Origin of the sequence: Pseudomonas sp. LABIM340 (assembly GCF_040017195.2) — a bacterium.
Taxonomy (GTDB): Bacteria; Pseudomonadota; Gammaproteobacteria; order Pseudomonadales; family Pseudomonadaceae; genus Pseudomonas.
The window spans coordinates 2,787,876-2,803,123 of record NZ_CM200227.1; the positions used below are offsets into that span (position 1 = coordinate 2,787,876).

Genomic DNA, 15,248 nt, shown 5'->3' on the forward strand with positions numbered 1-15,248 from the left:
AAAAGACAGAGCCCCATGACTGCAAGCAACGGATCGCCCTCGAAACTTCGCACCCTGCGCCCCTGGCTCATCACTGCGCTGCTGTTCGCCGCCGTAGTCGGGCTGATCATGTGGCTGCACTCGACGTCTTCGGGAGCGCCGGCAGCCCAGGGCGGGCGGGGCGGGCGACCGGGGCCGGGACAGATGGCCGCGGGGCAGGGCGGCACGGCGGTGACCGTCAGCGTCGCGCCGGTGGTCAAGGGCGACCTGCCGGTGCACTACCACGCACTGGGCACGGTGACGGCCTACAACACCGTCAACGTCCGCGCGCGGGTCAGTGGCCAGTTGGTCAGGGTGCCGTTCCAGGAAGGCCAGGAAGTGAAGGCCGGCGATGTCCTCGCGGTGATCGACCCGCGTCCGTTCCAGGCCGCGCTGGACCAGGCCCAGGGCACCCTGCTGCAGAACCAGGCGCAATTGAAGAACGCACAGATCGACCTGGCCCGCTACAAGGGCCTGTACGCCGAGGACTCCATCGCCAAGCAGACCCTGGACACCCAGGAAGCCCAGGTGCGCCAGTTCGAAGGCACCCTGAAGACCAACCAGGGCCAGGTCGCCGACGCCAAGCTCAACCTCGAATTCACCCAGGTGCGCGCGCCCATCTCCGGCCGCGTCGGCCTGCGTCAGGTGGACGTGGGCAACCTGGTCACCTCCGGCGACACCACGCCGCTGGTGGTCATCACCCAGGTCAAGCCGATCTCCGTGGTGTTCAGCCTGCCGCAGCAGCAACTGGGCACCATCGCCCGCGAGCTGTACGGCAACAAGCCGGTGCCGGTCGAGGCGCTGGACCGCAACCAGAACCAGACCCTGGCCACCGGCGTGCTGAAGACCCTGGACAACCAGATCGACACCACCACCGGCACGGTCAAGCTCAAGGCCGGCTTCGAGAACGACGACCACAAACTGTTCCCCAACCAGTTCGTCAACGTGCGCCTGCTCGCCGAGACCCTGCCGGGCGTGCTGACCATTCCGGCCAACGCCGTGCAGCGCGGCAACGATGGCACCTACGTCTACCTGGTGGGCGAAGAGAGCAAGGCCAAGCGTCAGCTGGTTACTCTGGGCACCAGCGAGAGCGAGCGCGTGGTCGTGACCGAGGGCCTGAAGGAGGGTGATCGCGTCGTCGTCGAAGGCACCGACCGCCTGCGCGACGGCACCCGCATGAACATCGCCGCCTCCGACGAGAAGGCCCGCGCGGCCGCCGGCGAGGAGGGCGACAAGTCCACCGCCAAGCCGTTCGGTTCGGACACTCCGGTCCAGGACAGCGGTAAGAGCGAATGAACCCGTCCCGCCTGTTCATCCTGCGGCCGGTCGCCACCACGCTCCTGATGGTGGCGATCCTGCTGTCGGGGATCATCGCGTACCGCTTCCTGCCGATCTCGGCCTTGCCGGAAGTGGACTACCCGACCATCCAGGTGGTGACCCTGTACCCCGGCGCCAGCCCGGACATCATGACCTCCTCGGTGACCGCACCGCTGGAAAACCAGCTGGGGCAGATTCCCGGCCTGAACGAGATGTCCTCCACCAGCTCCGGCGGCGCCTCGGTGATCACCCTGCAGTTCAGCCTGCAGATCAACCTCGATGTCGCTGAACAGGAAGTCCAGGCGGCGATCAACACCGCGCAGAGCCTGTTGCCCAAGGACCTGCCGAACCAGCCGGTGTACAGCAAGGTGAACCCGGCGGACGCACCGATCCTCACCCTGGCGGTGATGTCCCCGGACATGCCGCTGCCGCAGATCCAGGACCTGGTGGACACGCGCCTCGCGCAGAAGATTTCGCAGATTTCCGGCGTCGGCCTGGTCAGCATCAGCGGCGGCCAGCGCCCGGCCGTGCGCATTCGCGCTAACCCCGGCGCCCTCGCGGCCGCCGGCCTGAGCCTGCAGGACCTGCAGACCACCGTCACCAACAACAATCTCAACGGCCCCAAGGGCAGCTTCGACGGCCCGACCCGCTCTTCGACCCTGGACGCCAACGACCAGCTCAAGTCCGCCGACGCCTACCGCGACCTGATCATCGCCTACAAGAACGGCTCGCCGCTGCGCGTGCGCGACGTGGCGAGCGTGGAAGACGACGCCGAGAACGTGCGCCTGGCCGCCTGGGCCAACACCTCGCCGGCGGTGGTGCTGAACATCCAGCGCCAGCCGGGCGCCAACGTCATCGAGGTGGTGGACAGCATCAAGAAGATGCTCCCGCAGCTGCAGGCGACCCTGCCCGGCAGCCTGGAAGTGACGGTGCTCACCGACCGCACCACGACCATCCGCGCCTCGGTGGCGGACGTGCAGTTCGAGCTGTTCCTCGCCGTCTGCCTGGTGGTGATGGTCACCTTCCTGTTCCTGCGCAACATCTCTGCGACGCTGATTCCCAGCTTCGCCGTGCCGCTGTCGCTGATCGGAACCTTCGGCGTGATGTACCTCGCCGGTTTCTCGATCAACAACCTGACGCTGATGGCGCTGACCATCGCCACTGGCTTCGTGGTGGACGATGCCATCGTCATGGTGGAGAACATCGCGCGCTACCTGGAGCAGGGCGACGAGCCGCTGGACGCGGCGCTCAAGGGCTCGAAACAGATCGGATTCACCATCATCTCGCTGACCTTCTCGCTGATCGCCGTGCTGATCCCGCTGCTGTTCATGGGCGATGTGGCCGGGCGATTGTTCCGCGAATTCGCCATCACCCTGGCGGTGGCTATCCTGATCTCCGGCTTCGTTTCCCTGACCCTGACGCCGATGCTCAGCGCCAAGCTGCTGCGTCACGTCGAGCCGGAGAAGGAAGGGCGCTTCGCCCGCGCCGCCGGGCGCTTCATCGACAAGATGATCGAGCGCTATGCCGCCGCCCTGCGCGTGGTGCTGCGCCATCAGCCGCTGACCCTGCTGGTGGCCATCGCCACCGTGGTGCTCACCGCGCTGCTGTACATCTTCATGCCCAAGGGCTTCTTCCCGGTGCAGGACACCGGGGTGATCCAGGGCATCGCCGAAGCGCCGCAGTCGATCTCCTTCCAGTCCATGGCCAGCCGCCAGCAGGATCTGGCGAAGATCGTGCTGAAGGACCCGGCGGTGGACAGCCTGTCCTCCTTCATCGGTGTCGACGGCACCAACGCCACGCTCAACACCGGGCGCCTGCTGATCAACCTCAAGCCCCACGCCGAGCGCGACGTGACCGCCAGCGAGGTGATCCACCGCCTGCAGCCGGAACTGGACCAGATCGCCGGCATCAAGCTGTACATGCAGCCGGTGCAGGACCTGACCATCGAAGACCGCATCGCCCGCACCCAGTACCAGTTCACCCTGCAGGACGCCGACCCGGATGTCCTCGCCGACTGGGTACCGCGCCTGGTGGACCGACTACAGCAACTGCCGGAGCTGGCCGACGTCGCCACCGACTGGCAGGACAAGGGCCTGCAGGCCTACATCAACATCGACCGCGACACTGCCTCGCGCCTGGGCGTGAGCCTGTCGAACATCGACAGCGTGCTGTACAACGCCTTCGGCCAGCGGCTGATCTCCACCATCTTCACCCAGGCCACGCAGTACCGCGTGGTGCTGGAGGTGGCGCCGGAATTCCAGATCGGCCCGCAGTCGCTGGAGAACCTCTACGTGCCGTCCAGCGATGGCACCCAGGTGCGCCTGTCGAGCCTGGCGAAGGTGGAGGAGCGCCACACCCTGCTGGCGGTCAACCACATCGCCCAGTTCCCGGCCGCGACCATCTCCTTCAACCTGGCCAAGGGCGTCGCCCTCGGCGAGGCGGTACAGGCGATCCGCGACGTCGAGGCGCAGATGGAAATGCCCGTCAGCCTGCAGGGCAGCTTCCGTGGTGCGGCGCAGGCCTTCGAGGCCTCGCTGTCCAACACCCTGCTGCTGGTGCTGGCGTCCATCGTCACCATGTACATCGTGCTGGGCATCCTCTACGAGAGCTTCATCCACCCGGTGACCATCCTCTCCACGCTACCCTCGGCGGGCGTGGGCGCGCTGCTGGCGCTGATGCTCTCGGGGCAGGACATCGGTATCGTGGCGATCATCGGCATCATCCTGCTGATCGGCATCGTGAAGAAGAACGCGATCATGATGATCGACTTCGCCCTGGACGCCGAACGCAACGAGGGCAAGCCGCCCCATGAGGCGATCTACCAGGCGTGCCTGCTGCGCTTCCGGCCGATCCTGATGACCACCATGGCGGCACTGCTCGGCGCGCTGCCGCTGATGCTCGCCGGCGGCGCCGGCGCCGAGTTGCGCCAGCCGCTGGGCGTCACCATGGTCGGCGGCCTGCTGGTGAGCCAGCTGCTGACGCTGTTCACCACGCCGGTGATCTATCTGTACTTCGACCGCCTGGCTGCGCGCTGGGCGGCCTGGCGTGGCCGTCACGGCCTCGACGTGAACAGCATCGACCCGGCGGAGCGTGGCTGATGGGCGGCCTGTCTCGCCTGTTCATCCTGCGCCCGGTCGCCACCTGCCTGCTGACCCTGGCGCTGATGCTGGCCGGCGCGCTGTCGTTCAGCCTGCTGCCGGTGGCGCCGCTGCCCAACGTCGACTTCCCGACCATCCTGGTGCAGGCGTCCTTGCCCGGCGCCAGCCCGGAAACCATGGCCTCCACGGTGGCGACGCCGCTGGAGCGCTCGCTGGGGCGCATCGCCGGGGTCACCGACATGACCTCCAGCAGCTCCCTGGGCAACAGCACCATCATCATCCAGTTCGACCTGTCCAAGGACATCGACGGCGCCGCGCGCGAGGTGCAGTCGGCGATCAACGCGGCCATGAGCCTGTTGCCCTCGGGCATGCCGAACAACCCGACGTACCGCAAGGCGAACCCGTCGGACATGCCGATCATGATCCTCACGCTGACCTCGGATACCTACACCCGTGGGCAGATGTACGACCTGGCCTCGACCATCGTCTCGCCCAAGCTGGCGCAGGTGAAGGGCGTAGGGCAGGTGAGCATTGGCGGTTCCTCGCTGCCGGCGGTGCGCGTCGACGTCAATCCGGACCAGCTCAGCCACTACGGCATTTCCCTGGACACGGTGCGCAACGCCATCAACAACACCAACGCCGACGGGCCCAAGGGTTCGCTGGAGTTCGGCGAGCGCCACTGGCAGGTGGACTCCAACGACCAGCTGCGCAAGGCCAGCGAGTACGCCCCGCTGATCGTCCACTACAACGCCGACACCGGTGCGGCGGTGCGCCTGCGCGATGTGGCCAAGGTCACCGACTCGGTGGAAGACGTGCGCAACGCCGGCTTCTCCGACGACCTGCCGGCGGTGCTGCTGATCATCACCCGCCAGCCCGGCGCCAACATCATCGAGGCCACCGACGCCATCCACGAGCAGCTGCCGATCATTCAGGACGTGCTCGGCCCGCAGGTGAAGCTGTCGGTGATGGACGACCGCAGCCCATCGATCCGCTCCTCGCTGGAGGAGGCCGAGCTGACCCTGATCATCTCCGTGGTGCTGGTGATCCTGGTGGTCTACCTGTTCCTGCGCAACGGCCGCGCCACGCTGATCCCCAGTCTCGCGGTGCCGGTGTCGCTGGTGGGCACTTTCGCGGTGATGTACCTGTGCGGCTTCTCGCTGAACAACCTGTCGCTGATGGCGCTGATCATTGCCACTGGCTTCGTGGTGGACGACGCCATCGTCGTGGTGGAGAACATTGCCCGGCGTATCGAGGAGGGCGACCCGCCGATCCAGGCGGCGATCCGTGGCGCGCGGGAAGTGAGTTTCACCGTGCTGTCGATGACCCTGTCGCTGGTGGCGGTGTTCATCCCGCTGCTGCTCATGGGCGGCATCACCGGGCGGCTGTTCCGTGAGTTCTCGGTGACCCTGGCGGCGGCCATCCTGGTATCGCTGGTGGTCTCCCTGACGCTGACGCCGATGCTCTGCGCGCGCCTGCTCAAGCCGGTCGAGCGCGGGCCGAAGAAGGCCTCGGTGGAGCGCCAGAGCAACCGCTATTTCGTTGCCTTCATGCAGCGTTACCGCGCCAGCCTGAGCTGGGCGCTGGAGCACTCGCGGCTGATGGTGATGATCATGCTCGGCTGCATCGCGCTGAACCTGTACCTGTTCGTGGTGGTGCCCAAGGGCTTCCTGCCGCAGCAGGATTCCGGGCGCCTGCGCGGCTTCGCGGTGGCCGACCAGAGCATCTCGTTCCAGGCGCTGGACAAGAAGATGGCGCAGTTCCGCAAGATCCTCTCCGAGGACCCGGGCGTGGAGAACGTGGTGGGCTTCGTCGGCGGCGGCAAGTGGCAGTCGAGCAACACCGGCTCGTTTTTCGTCACCCTGAAGGACATCACCGAGCGCGACTCCGCCGAAACCATCGTCAACCGCCTGCGCAAGAAGCTGGCGCAAGTCCCCGGCGCCAACCTGTTCCTGGTCGCCGGCCAGGACGTGCGCATCGGTGGCCGCCAGGGCAACGCGCAGTACGACTTCACTTTGCGCAGCGATGACCTCAACCTGCTGCGCGAATGGGCGCCCAAGGTCGAGGCGGCGATGAACAAGGTGCCGCAGATCGTCGATGTGAACAGCGACGCCCAGGACAAGGGCGTACAGAGCCGCCTGGTGATCGACCGCGACCGCGCGGCGAGCCTCGGGGTGAACGTCGCCGAGGTGGACGCGGTGCTGAACAACTCCTACGGCCAGCGGCAGGTCTCGACCATCTTCAACCCGCTGAACCAGTACCACGTGGTGATGGAAGTCGCCCAGCCGTACCAGGAAACGCCCGAGGAGCTGCGCCAGGTCTACGTGATCAACAGCGAAGGGCAGCGCATCCCGCTGTCGGCCTTCACCCACATCGAACCGAGTCGCGCGCCGCTGGAGGTCAATCACCAGGGCCAGTTCGCCGCCACCACCTTCTCCTTCAACCTCGCCCAGGGCGCGCAGATCGGCCCGGCCCGCGACGCGATCCTGGCGGCGGTGGAACCGATCCACCTGCCGATGGAAATCCAGGCCACCTTCGAAGGCAACGCCGGCGCCGTGCAGGACACGCAGAACGACATGCCCTGGCTGATCCTGCTGGCGCTGGTGTCGGTCTACATCGTGCTGGGCATCCTCTACGAGAGCTATGTGCATCCGCTGACCATCCTCTCGACGCTGCCCTCGGCGGGCGTCGGTGCGCTGCTCACACTGATGCTGTTCCGCACCGAGCTGTCGCTGATCGCGCTGATCGGGGTGATCCTGCTGATCGGCATCGTGAAGAAGAACGCCATCATGATGATCGACTTCGCCCTGGACGCCGAACGCACCCAGGGCCTGTCACCCCGGGACGCGATTCTGGAGGCGGCGATGAAGCGCTTCCGGCCGATCATGATGACCACCCTGGCCGCCATCCTCGGCGCGCTGCCGCTGATCTTCGGCATCGGCGGCGACGCCGCGCTGCGTCGCCCGCTGGGCATGACCATCGTCGGCGGCCTGATCGGCAGCCAGTTGCTGACCCTGTACACCACCCCCGTCGTCTACCTCTACCTCGACCGCCTGCGCCATTGGGTCAACAAGAAGCGCGGCGTGCGCACCGACGGCGCCCTGGAGACACCCGTATGATCCGTTCCCGTTCGCTTCTTCCCTTGGCGCTGGCCGTGGCCCTGGCCGGATGTGCCATCGGCCCGGACTACCAGCGCCCCGAGCTGACGGTGCCCGCCAGCTTCAAGGAGGGCCAGGGCTGGCAACTGGCGAAGCCGCAGGACGGCTTCAACCACGGTGCCTGGTGGGAGCTGTACGGTGACGCCACGCTGAACGACCTGCAGACCCGCCTGGTGGCTGCCAACCAGACCCTGGCGCAGTCGCTCGCGTCCTATCGTCAGGCCCAGGCGCTGGCCAAGGGCGCACGCTCCTCGTTCTTCCCGACCATTAGTGCCGACGTCGGCAAGACCCGTTCCGGGCAAGGCACCGGCAGCGGCGGCAGCGTGCGTCTGCCGGACGGTTCTACCGTCAGCAGTGGCGGCGGCAGCAGCTCGATCAGCAACAGCTATTCGGCGAGCCTCGGTGTGAGCTGGGAGCTGGACCTGTGGGGCAAGCTGCGCCGCCAGCTGGAAGCCGACAACGCGAGCATGGACGCCAGCGCGGCGGACCTGGCCAACTCGCGGCTTTCGCTGCAATCGCAGCTGACCCAGAACTACCTGCAACTGCGGGTGATGGACCAGCAGATCAAGCTGCTCAACGACACGGTCACGGCCTACCAGCGCTCGCTCAAGCTCACCGAGAACCAGTACAACGCCGGCATCGTCACCAAGGCCGACGTCGCCCAGGCGCGCACCCAGCTGAAAAGCACCGAGGCCCAGGCCATCGACCTGAAGTACCAGCGGGCGCAACTGGAGCACGCCATTGCCGTGCTGGTTGGCCTGCCGCCAGCGCAGTTCTCCCTGGCCGCCGTGGACGGCGTGCCGAACCTGCCGGCAGTGCCGGCGCTGCTGCCGTCGGAGATGCTGCAACGGCGCCCGGACGTTGCCTCCGCCGAGCGCCAGGTGATCTCCGCCAACGCCAAGATCGGCGTGGCCAAGGCCGCCTGGTTCCCCGACCTGACCCTCACCGCCGCCGGTGGCTACCGCAGCGGCAGCTTCCAGAACTGGATCGAGACGCCCAACCGCTACTGGTCCATCGGTCCGCAGTTCGCCATGACGCTGTTCGACGGCGGGCTGATCGCCTCCCAGGTCGAGCAGGCCGAGGCGAGCTACGACCAGACCGTGGCCAGCTACCGGCAGACCGTGCTGGACAGCTTCCGCGAGGTCGAGGACTACATGGTCCAGCTCAAGGTGCTGGAAGAGGAAAGCGGCGTGCAGCAGGAAGCGCTGGATTCCGCCCGCGAGGCGCTGCGCCTGACCACCAACCAGTACAAGGCCGGCACCATCGACTACAGCAACGTGGTCACCACCCAGACCAGCGCGCTGTCCAACGAGCGCACGCTGCTGACCCTGACGGGTAGCCGTCTGACCGCCAGCGTGCAGCTGATCGCCGCGCTGGGCGGTGGTTGGGATGCGGCGAAGATTGCCGAGGAAGGGCAGGCGACGCGGGACTGAGCCCGCGTCAGTCCTCGATCAGGGCGCTGAGGGGAATGCGGAAATGGCTTTCCCCATCCAGTGACTTGATCCCGCGCGGGAACGCCGTGCTGACCAGTGCGGTGCCTTCCAGGCGCTCGAGTACTTCGCAGTCGATCTGGCCTACGGCCGGCAGGCGATCGTCCTGATTGAGGGTGCGCAGGCGTGCGCGCGGCTTGAGAAAGCGCCAGTCGCGCCCGCCAGCGTCGATCAGGCGGCATTCGGCCCAACCGGGGAAGCACTCTTCGGTGTAACGCACTATCTCGACCAGCAGGCTGGGCATTGTGGTGTAAGTCCTGTGGCGGAAGTGGAATCAGCCGTTGAAACGGCGGGCGGTGGTGTAGCTGCGTTCCCAGTAGCTGTTGTCCAGCGAATCCATGCGGATGCGCTCGCCACTGCTGGGTGCATGGATGAACTGGTTGTTGCCGATGTACAGGCCGACGTGGCTGATATCGCCGCGGCCATTGCGGTTGAAGAACACCGCATCGCCGGGCTTGAGCTCACCGCGGCCGACGCGCTGGCTGCCGCTGTCGATCATCTGGCCGGTGGTGCGTGGCAGCTTCATGCCCGCTTCGGTGCGGAACAGGTAGACCAGCAGCCCGCTGCAGTCGAAACCGTTGGCAACCGTGGTGCCGCCGCGGCGGTAGGGCACGCCGATCAGCTGGCGGGCACGGGCTACCACACGGGAGCTGCTGCCCGCCTGAGCCTTGTGCACACCCGGTTGCAGCGGGCGCTTCACCTCGCGGTGCAGGCGGACGTTGTTGCGATTGACCACTTTCGCATGGCTGGAACGCGACAGGCTGGATGTGGCCTTGTGTGACGTCGTGCGCTTTGTCTCGCGGGCTTCGGCGTGAGACGTGGTGATGGCGAGCAGCAGGGTTGTGCTCAGAAGGGTGAGGAAACGCATCTTGGGTACATCGTGGGACTAGGTAGTGGAACGGGGCGCCATCTTAGAAATCCCCTGCTTCGGATTAACGAGGGGAAGCTGCAAGTCGTTGTAGGCATTTTCCGATTGAGAGATGGGGAGTGACCTGCCTTCGTCTGCCCGGCAGGTCAACCGCTGAAGCGACGCGCCGTGGTGTAGCTGCGCTTCCAGTAGCTGTTGTCCAGCGAGTCGATGCGGATGCTCTTGCCGGTGCTCGGGGCGTGGATGAAGCGGTCGTCGCCGATATACAGGCCGACGTGGCTGGTGCTGCCTTCGCCGTTGTGGTTGAAGAACACTGCGTCGCCCGGCTGCAGTGCGTCCCGGCTCACTGCGTTGTGCCGCTGGGCGATCATCGAGTGGGTGGTGCGTGGCAGCTTGCGATTGGCGATGCTGCGGTAGAGGTAGACCAGCAGCCCGCTGCAATCGAAACCGTCTTCCTCGCTCTGGCCGCCCCAGCGGTACGGCGTGCCGATCAGCTCGTGGGCGCGGGCAATGATGCGCGAGGTTTCCGCCCGGCTGTACGCCGGGCCGGGGACGTTGCGCGACGTGGCCACTGCAAAGTGGTAGCGGCGGCCCAGTTGGGTGACCTGCCAGGCGGTGCCGGTGCGCGCGGTGAGGCCAGCGGGCGTGAGCGTCCGGTCGATGGAGGCGTGCTCGTAGCGGCGCCAGTCCGGCGCGTCGAAATCATCGGCCAGGGCGTTCGTTGCGCCCAGGGTGCAGAGCAGGTAGAGCGGGAACCAGCAGAGGGGGCGCACGTCGGATCACCTCGAGGTGAACGGTGGGGACGGGCGCCATCCTAGGAACGGCTAGGGAAGATCGATGTAGGAAATTTCCAGTAGATCTGAAGGCTAATTCCACTGAGGATGATCGGTCAGCGCTCAGTGCGCGAACAGCTGACCGATGTCCTTGAAGGCCTTGAACTCCAGGGCGTTACCGCAGGGGTCGAAGAGGAACAGCGTGGCCTGCTCGCCCACCTGGCCCTGGAAGCGCACATGGGGTTCGATGACGAACTGCGTACCACGTTCGCGCAGCCGCTGCGCCAGGCGCTCCCAATCCTCCCAGGGCAATACCACGCCGAAGTGCGGCACCGGCACGTCATGACCATCGACGGCGTTGGTGTGCGCCGCCTCCTGGCTGGCGGTGCGCGGGTGCTCGTGGATCACCAGCTGGTGGCCGAAGAAATCGAAGTCCACCCACTGGGCGCTGCTGCGGCCCTCGGCGAGGCCGAACACCTCGCCGTAGAAACGCCGGGCCAGGGCGAGGTCGTAGACGGGAATGGCCAGGTGGAAGGGCGATAGCGCCATGGACGTGCTCCCAGTCAGGTTCAGGCCGGTACGGCCAGCAGGCGGCTGATGGTGGCCTTGGCCGCGCTCATCTGGCCCTCGCGGGCGAGGCGGGTGAAGTCCAGCAGGGCGTGTTCGTGCTCGGCGAGGTCGTCGAGGATGTCGCGGTCATCGTCGTCGCCCTCGATGGCCAGGCTGTCGTAGCGCTGGACGTAGGGCTCCACCAGCACTTCGAGTTTTTCCAGGGTCTGTGGCCAGTCGAGCCCGAGCCAATCGGCGGCACGCTGGCGGCCCTGGGCGGCGGCGTGCGCGGTGTCGCCCAGCGGCAGGCCGTGGCGCTGCAGCAGCCGCGCCATGCGCAGGCCGGTCTGGCGTTCCAGTCGCGCCAGCAGGAGCATCGAGGACGCCCCCTCCGGCAGTTGCTCGGCCAGGCCGAGGAAGAAGTTTTCACCGCGGACTTCGCCCAGGTAGGCGGCCTGCAGTTCACTGGCTTGTCGGTGCATGCGTCGGTCCCCTGTGCTCGATGGGGACCAGCCTAGACGATGTGCGCCGGGCATCGAACCCGGCATGTCGTGTCTGGGCCAGAACGGGTCGCTCAGCGTTCGAAACCGTATTCGCGCTCGACCCGGCTGATGCGCACGCGGAAGGCACTGTACCAGTCGCGGCGGCCGGCCTGCTGGGCCATGCGGTGCTCGGTCTGCTGCTTCCACTGGCGGATGGCGGCCTCGTCGCGCCAGTAGGACACGGTCAGCCCCAAGCCATCGGCGCCACGGGCCGATTCGACGCCGAGGAAGCCGTCCTGCTGTGCGGCCAGCTCCAGCATGCGCTCGGCGGTGGCGCCGTAGCCTTCGTCCAGCTCGGTGCGGTAGGAGGTGAAGGTCACGGCGTAGTAGGGCGGTTGCGGTGTGCTGGCGATCATGCGGGGCTCCCGATGCGAGTGGGCTCTTGGCTGGATTGATGGCGGAAAGCAGCGGACAGGAACGCTTCGGCCAGTGGCACGGCGATGCCGGCCAGGGCCTTGCGCTCGGGCTGGAACAGGGTGGCGACGAAGAACGGATGGTCGGTCGCTTCCAGTGCGCGGATGCTGCCGTCCTCGCCATGGGCACAGGCGCGCAGCGAGCCGCCGAACAGCTCGTCCTGGAACTCCGGATTCACCCCATAGCTGCAGCGATAGCCCTCGCGGATGTCCGGTAGGCCATAGATGGCCGCCAGGTGCGAGCCGGCGCTGAGGCGGATGGTTTCGCTGACTTCCACCAGCGAACAGGGCAGGGCATGCACCACCGGGCGCGTCGCTTCCGGATCCATCTCGGCGTGGGCCGCGTCGCTCCAGCCGAGGACGTTGCGGGCGCGCTCCAGCAGGGCGTGCTGGAAGCCGCCGCAGGTGCCGAGGAAGGGCACCCGGTTTTCGCGGGCGAAGGTGATCGCCCGCAGCGCGCCGTCGGTGTTCAGGTAGGGGCTGCCGGGGATGCACCAGAAGCCGGAGTACGCCTCCAGGTCCAGGCCCTGGGCGAGACGCGGGGTGTCCAGCCAGTCCACACGCAGGGTGCCCGAATGCGGCAGCAGCGATTGCTGCAGGGCGAGGGGAATCGCCCAGTGGGCGGTGACGCGGCTGTCGCGGTCGCCGATCAGGCCGATGCGCAGTGCTTTACGACGTTTTCCCATCCTGTGTTCCCCTTGGCGTCGTGGCCCATTGGCGGGCCCATGGGAGGCAATTTATAGTTGCGCAGGTGCAATCGAAAATGGGCGGTTGCGCAACCTTGGAGTGCGTCGATGCAATACCGTCTGGAATACGCCGATCTCGCCCTGGTGCTGGCGCTGGTGCGCGGAGGCAGCCTTGCGCGTGCCTCGGAATTGCTCGAGGTAGACGTCTCCACCGTGTTCCGCGCCGTGCGCCGGCTGGAAAAGGCGCTGGGCACCGCGCTGTTCGAGAAGGGTCGCAACGGCTACCTGGCGACCGCCACCGCGCAGCAACTGGCGACCCAGGCGGAACTCGCCGAACAGGCGCTGGAAGCGGCGCGTCTGGGGCTGGAGCAGGGCCACGACGTGCTCAGCGGCACCGTGCGCCTGACCTGTTCCGACACCGTGCTGCAGGGCCTGCTGCTACCGGCCCTGGCGCGCTTCATGAAGCGCTACCCGGCGCTGAACCTGGAGCTGACCACCTCCAACGCCTTCGCCAACCTCAGCCGCCGCGACGCCGACATCGCCCTGCGCCTGACCAATGCGCCGCCGGAGCATCTTGTCGGCCGCAAGCTGGGCGAGGTGCATTACGTCCTCTGTGCCCACCGCGATTACCTGGCCGAGCAGGGCGAGCGCCCCTGGCAGGACATGAGCTGGATCGCCCCGGACGACTTTCTGCCCGACCACTCCAGCGTCGCCTGGCGCCGCCAGGCTTTCCCGACGGTGCTTCCGGCCTACCGCTGCAACAGCATGCTGTCGGTGCTCGATCTGTGCCGCGCGGGGCTGGGGCTCGCCGCCTTGCCGGCGTTCCTGCTGCGCCCGGACGACGGGCTGCAGGTGCTGGAACCGGAACTGCCCGGCTGCAGCATCCATCTCTGGTTGCTGACCCGGCCGGACTGCCGGGCGCTGCGGGCGGTGGTGACGCTGTTCGAGGAGCTGGCCGGGAGCATTCGTCTGCCGGCCTGAATGAAAAGACCCCGCCAGCAAGCGGGGTCTTTGGTCTGTAGCAGTGCTTACCAGTGACGGTAGTGTCCCGGCGGGCCGTAGTAGCCGGGGCCGTAATAGCGCGGCGGACCATAGTAGCGGGGCGGGCCGTAGTAACGCGGGCCGGGCACCACCACGACCGGGCGGTAGACCGGCTGGTACACCGGTTGATACACGGGCTGGTAGACCGGCGCAGGCTGGTAGTACACCGGTGGCGGCGGGTAATAGGCGACCGGGGGCGGCGGAGCGTAATAGGGCGCCGGCGCAGGTTGCGAGCCGGCGACCACAGCACCCCCGACAACGGCGCCGACCACCGCGCCGATTGCGGCGGCATCGGTGTTGCTGTTGGCCGCGGCCTGGCCGGCGAGGGCAAGGCCGGCGCAGAGCAGGGCGATCTGGGGGAGACGGTGAAGCATGATGCACCTCCTGAGGAACCCGGCGAGAAACCAGGTATCTATGAGACATCGGCCTCGAAAGAATCGTAACGCCGCCGGTGTAAAGGTTGTGTAAATGGCGCCGTACGGCTCTGCGACGCGCATTGCATGTATCAGCCTGCAATACATCCATCGCGCTGCCGCAGCCTTCGGGCTGGTAAGGTGGCGCCTTTCGCGTATTTTCCATGAAGAACCAGGGAGACCTTCCATGCCCTTCAACCGAGTGACTCTCTTGTCGCTTCTCGCTGTCGCCGCGCTCGCCGGTTGCAGCTCCAAGGATTCCTCGTCCGATGCCGCCCAGCCGGCCGCGGACGACTCGCCGGCCATGACCGGCACCTGCAACGCCAAGGCGGTGCAGTCGATCATCGGCAAGGTCGTCAACCCGACCCTGACCGAGGAAGCCCGCCGCGACGCCGGCGCCAGCGTCGCCCGCGTGCTCACCCCGCACCAGCCGGTGACCATGGAGTACAACTCGCAGCGCCTGAACATCGATGTCGATGACAACCAGGTGGTGAAGCAGGTCTCCTGCGGCTGAGTCTCTCGCCAGCCAGCGCCCATGAAAAAGCCCCGCCTAGGCGGGGCTTTTTCATTTCCAGTGCGGATCAGCGGTTAGCGGGCTTCTTGATCACGCGCAGCGCCTGGCTCGACTGGTTGACGCACTCTTCGTAGTTGCCGGCCTTCTTCGCCGCCTCGGCCTTGGCGACGTACTCGTGGACCGCATTGACCTTCACGCCGGTCGCGTTCTTGCTGGCGGTCTTGAGGAAGTCGTTGATCTGCTGCAGGTTGCCGTCGCACAGAGCGCTGTCAGCGAAGGCCGGTACGGAAAACACCATGGCCAGGAGCAGGGCGTACTTTTTCATGCAGGTTCTCCTTGCATCTCGAATGCCGAATCGTAGAAATTCGAAA

15 protein-coding genes are annotated in these 15,248 nt (G+C 66.8%); 6 read left to right on the plus strand and 9 right to left on the minus strand.

From position 1 onward, the window contains the following. The first annotated feature begins 15 nt into the window (after positions 1–15). From ABKS89_RS13035 to ABKS89_RS13050, 4 genes are read left to right on the plus strand one after another with little or no spacing between them, the layout of a single operon-like run. Entirely contained in the window at positions 16–1,314 is a 1,299-nt protein-coding gene (locus ABKS89_RS13035; RefSeq protein WP_518301018.1) for an MdtA/MuxA family multidrug efflux RND transporter periplasmic adaptor subunit, read from the plus strand. Continuing rightward, complete coding sequence (locus tag ABKS89_RS13040; protein WP_348589113.1) at positions 1,311–4,433, plus strand: MdtB/MuxB family multidrug efflux RND transporter permease subunit; 3,123 nt, start codon at positions 1,311–1,313, stop codon at positions 4,431–4,433. The genes ABKS89_RS13035 and ABKS89_RS13040 overlap by 4 nt, the downstream gene beginning before the upstream one ends. Further along, the gene (locus ABKS89_RS13045) at positions 4,433–7,549 is read left to right on the plus strand and encodes a multidrug efflux RND transporter permease subunit (RefSeq protein WP_138216550.1); all 3,117 of its coding nucleotides are present in this window, start codon (positions 4,433–4,435) and stop codon (positions 7,547–7,549) included. Before ABKS89_RS13040 ends, ABKS89_RS13045 begins: the two co-directional genes overlap by 1 nt. Continuing rightward, a complete protein-coding gene (locus ABKS89_RS13050; RefSeq protein WP_348589112.1) occupies positions 7,546–9,021 on the plus strand; it encodes an efflux transporter outer membrane subunit in 1,476 nt (491 codons plus the stop codon). The genes ABKS89_RS13045 and ABKS89_RS13050 overlap by 4 nt, the downstream gene beginning before the upstream one ends. 7 nt (positions 9,022–9,028) lie before the next feature. Here ABKS89_RS13050 and ABKS89_RS13055 read toward each other — a convergent pair whose 3' ends face one another. The 7 genes from ABKS89_RS13055 to ABKS89_RS13085 form a co-directional block, all read right to left on the minus strand. Continuing rightward, positions 9,029–9,322: a hypothetical protein gene (locus ABKS89_RS13055; protein ID WP_138216548.1), complete on the minus strand. Its 294-nt coding sequence runs from the start codon at positions 9,320–9,322 to the stop codon at positions 9,029–9,031. 30 nt (positions 9,323–9,352) lie between these two features. Then, complete coding sequence (locus tag ABKS89_RS13060) at positions 9,353–9,946, minus strand: C40 family peptidase (RefSeq protein WP_138216547.1); 594 nt, start codon at positions 9,944–9,946, stop codon at positions 9,353–9,355. Between the two features lie 146 nt (positions 9,947–10,092). Then, positions 10,093–10,719 (minus strand): C40 family peptidase, encoded by a 627-nt coding sequence (locus ABKS89_RS13065; RefSeq protein WP_348589111.1) that lies wholly within the window; start codon positions 10,717–10,719, stop codon positions 10,093–10,095. Between the two features lie 123 nt (positions 10,720–10,842). Further along, positions 10,843–11,268, minus strand: coding sequence for a VOC family protein (locus ABKS89_RS13070; RefSeq protein ID WP_081516781.1), 426 nt, complete (start codon positions 11,266–11,268; stop codon positions 10,843–10,845). Positions 11,269–11,288: 20 nt separating this feature from the next. Beyond that, positions 11,289–11,750 (minus strand): hypothetical protein, encoded by a 462-nt coding sequence (locus ABKS89_RS13075; RefSeq protein ID WP_081516782.1) that lies wholly within the window; start codon positions 11,748–11,750, stop codon positions 11,289–11,291. Between the two features lie 92 nt (positions 11,751–11,842). Continuing rightward, a complete protein-coding gene (locus tag ABKS89_RS13080) occupies positions 11,843–12,166 on the minus strand; it encodes an antibiotic biosynthesis monooxygenase family protein (RefSeq protein WP_081516783.1) in 324 nt (107 codons plus the stop codon). Then, positions 12,163–12,909 (minus strand): CTP synthase C-terminal region-related (seleno)protein, encoded by a 747-nt coding sequence (locus tag ABKS89_RS13085; RefSeq protein WP_138216544.1) that lies wholly within the window; start codon positions 12,907–12,909, stop codon positions 12,163–12,165. The genes ABKS89_RS13080 and ABKS89_RS13085 overlap by 4 nt, the downstream gene beginning before the upstream one ends. Before the next feature lie 108 nt (positions 12,910–13,017). Here ABKS89_RS13085 and ABKS89_RS13090 point away from each other — a divergent pair, with 108 nt between their 5' ends. After that, positions 13,018–13,890, plus strand: a complete 873-nt coding sequence (locus tag ABKS89_RS13090; protein ID WP_138216543.1) for a LysR family transcriptional regulator — start codon at positions 13,018–13,020, stop codon at positions 13,888–13,890. 47 nt (positions 13,891–13,937) lie between these two features. Here ABKS89_RS13090 and ABKS89_RS13095 read toward each other — a convergent pair whose 3' ends face one another. After that, complete coding sequence (locus tag ABKS89_RS13095; protein ID WP_081516786.1) at positions 13,938–14,324, minus strand: hypothetical protein; 387 nt, start codon at positions 14,322–14,324, stop codon at positions 13,938–13,940. Positions 14,325–14,550: 226 nt separating this feature from the next. Between ABKS89_RS13095 and ABKS89_RS13100 the strand changes: the two genes are divergently transcribed. Beyond that, positions 14,551–14,877, plus strand: coding sequence for an I78 family peptidase inhibitor (locus ABKS89_RS13100; protein WP_081516787.1), 327 nt, complete (start codon positions 14,551–14,553; stop codon positions 14,875–14,877). Between the two features lie 67 nt (positions 14,878–14,944). Here ABKS89_RS13100 and ABKS89_RS13105 read toward each other — a convergent pair whose 3' ends face one another. Beyond that, on the minus strand, positions 14,945–15,202 hold the full coding sequence (locus ABKS89_RS13105) for a PA2433 domain-containing protein (protein WP_045207829.1): 258 nt from the start codon (positions 15,200–15,202) through the stop codon (positions 14,945–14,947). Between the last annotated feature and the right edge of the window lie 46 nt (positions 15,203–15,248).

Bases quoted from the DNA above. Each gene is read 5' to 3' on its own strand.
- ABKS89_RS13035 (WP_518301018.1), top strand. From the start codon at position 16: ATGACTGCAAGCAACGGATCGCCCTCGAAACTTCGCACCCTGCGCCCC.
- ABKS89_RS13105 (WP_045207829.1), bottom strand. From the start codon at position 15,202: ATGAAAAAGTACGCCCTGCTCCTGGCCATGGTGTTTTCCGTACCGGCC.
- ABKS89_RS13090 (WP_138216543.1), top strand. From the start codon at position 13,018: ATGCAATACCGTCTGGAATACGCCGATCTCGCCCTGGTGCTGGCGCTG.
- ABKS89_RS13055 (WP_138216548.1), bottom strand. From the start codon at position 9,322: ATGCCCAGCCTGCTGGTCGAGATAGTGCGTTACACCGAAGAGTGCTTC.
- ABKS89_RS13045 (WP_138216550.1), top strand. From the start codon at position 4,433: ATGGGCGGCCTGTCTCGCCTGTTCATCCTGCGCCCGGTCGCCACCTGC.
- ABKS89_RS13080 (WP_081516783.1), bottom strand. From the start codon at position 12,166: ATGATCGCCAGCACACCGCAACCGCCCTACTACGCCGTGACCTTCACC.
- ABKS89_RS13060 (WP_138216547.1), bottom strand. From the start codon at position 9,946: ATGCGTTTCCTCACCCTTCTGAGCACAACCCTGCTGCTCGCCATCACC.
- ABKS89_RS13085 (WP_138216544.1), bottom strand. From the start codon at position 12,909: ATGGGAAAACGTCGTAAAGCACTGCGCATCGGCCTGATCGGCGACCGC.
- ABKS89_RS13075 (WP_081516782.1), bottom strand. From the start codon at position 11,750: ATGCACCGACAAGCCAGTGAACTGCAGGCCGCCTACCTGGGCGAAGTC.
- ABKS89_RS13095 (WP_081516786.1), bottom strand. From the start codon at position 14,324: ATGCTTCACCGTCTCCCCCAGATCGCCCTGCTCTGCGCCGGCCTTGCC.
- ABKS89_RS13070 (WP_081516781.1), bottom strand. From the start codon at position 11,268: ATGGCGCTATCGCCCTTCCACCTGGCCATTCCCGTCTACGACCTCGCC.
- ABKS89_RS13040 (WP_348589113.1), top strand. From the start codon at position 1,311: ATGAACCCGTCCCGCCTGTTCATCCTGCGGCCGGTCGCCACCACGCTC.
- ABKS89_RS13050 (WP_348589112.1), top strand. From the start codon at position 7,546: ATGATCCGTTCCCGTTCGCTTCTTCCCTTGGCGCTGGCCGTGGCCCTG.
- ABKS89_RS13100 (WP_081516787.1), top strand. From the start codon at position 14,551: ATGCCCTTCAACCGAGTGACTCTCTTGTCGCTTCTCGCTGTCGCCGCG.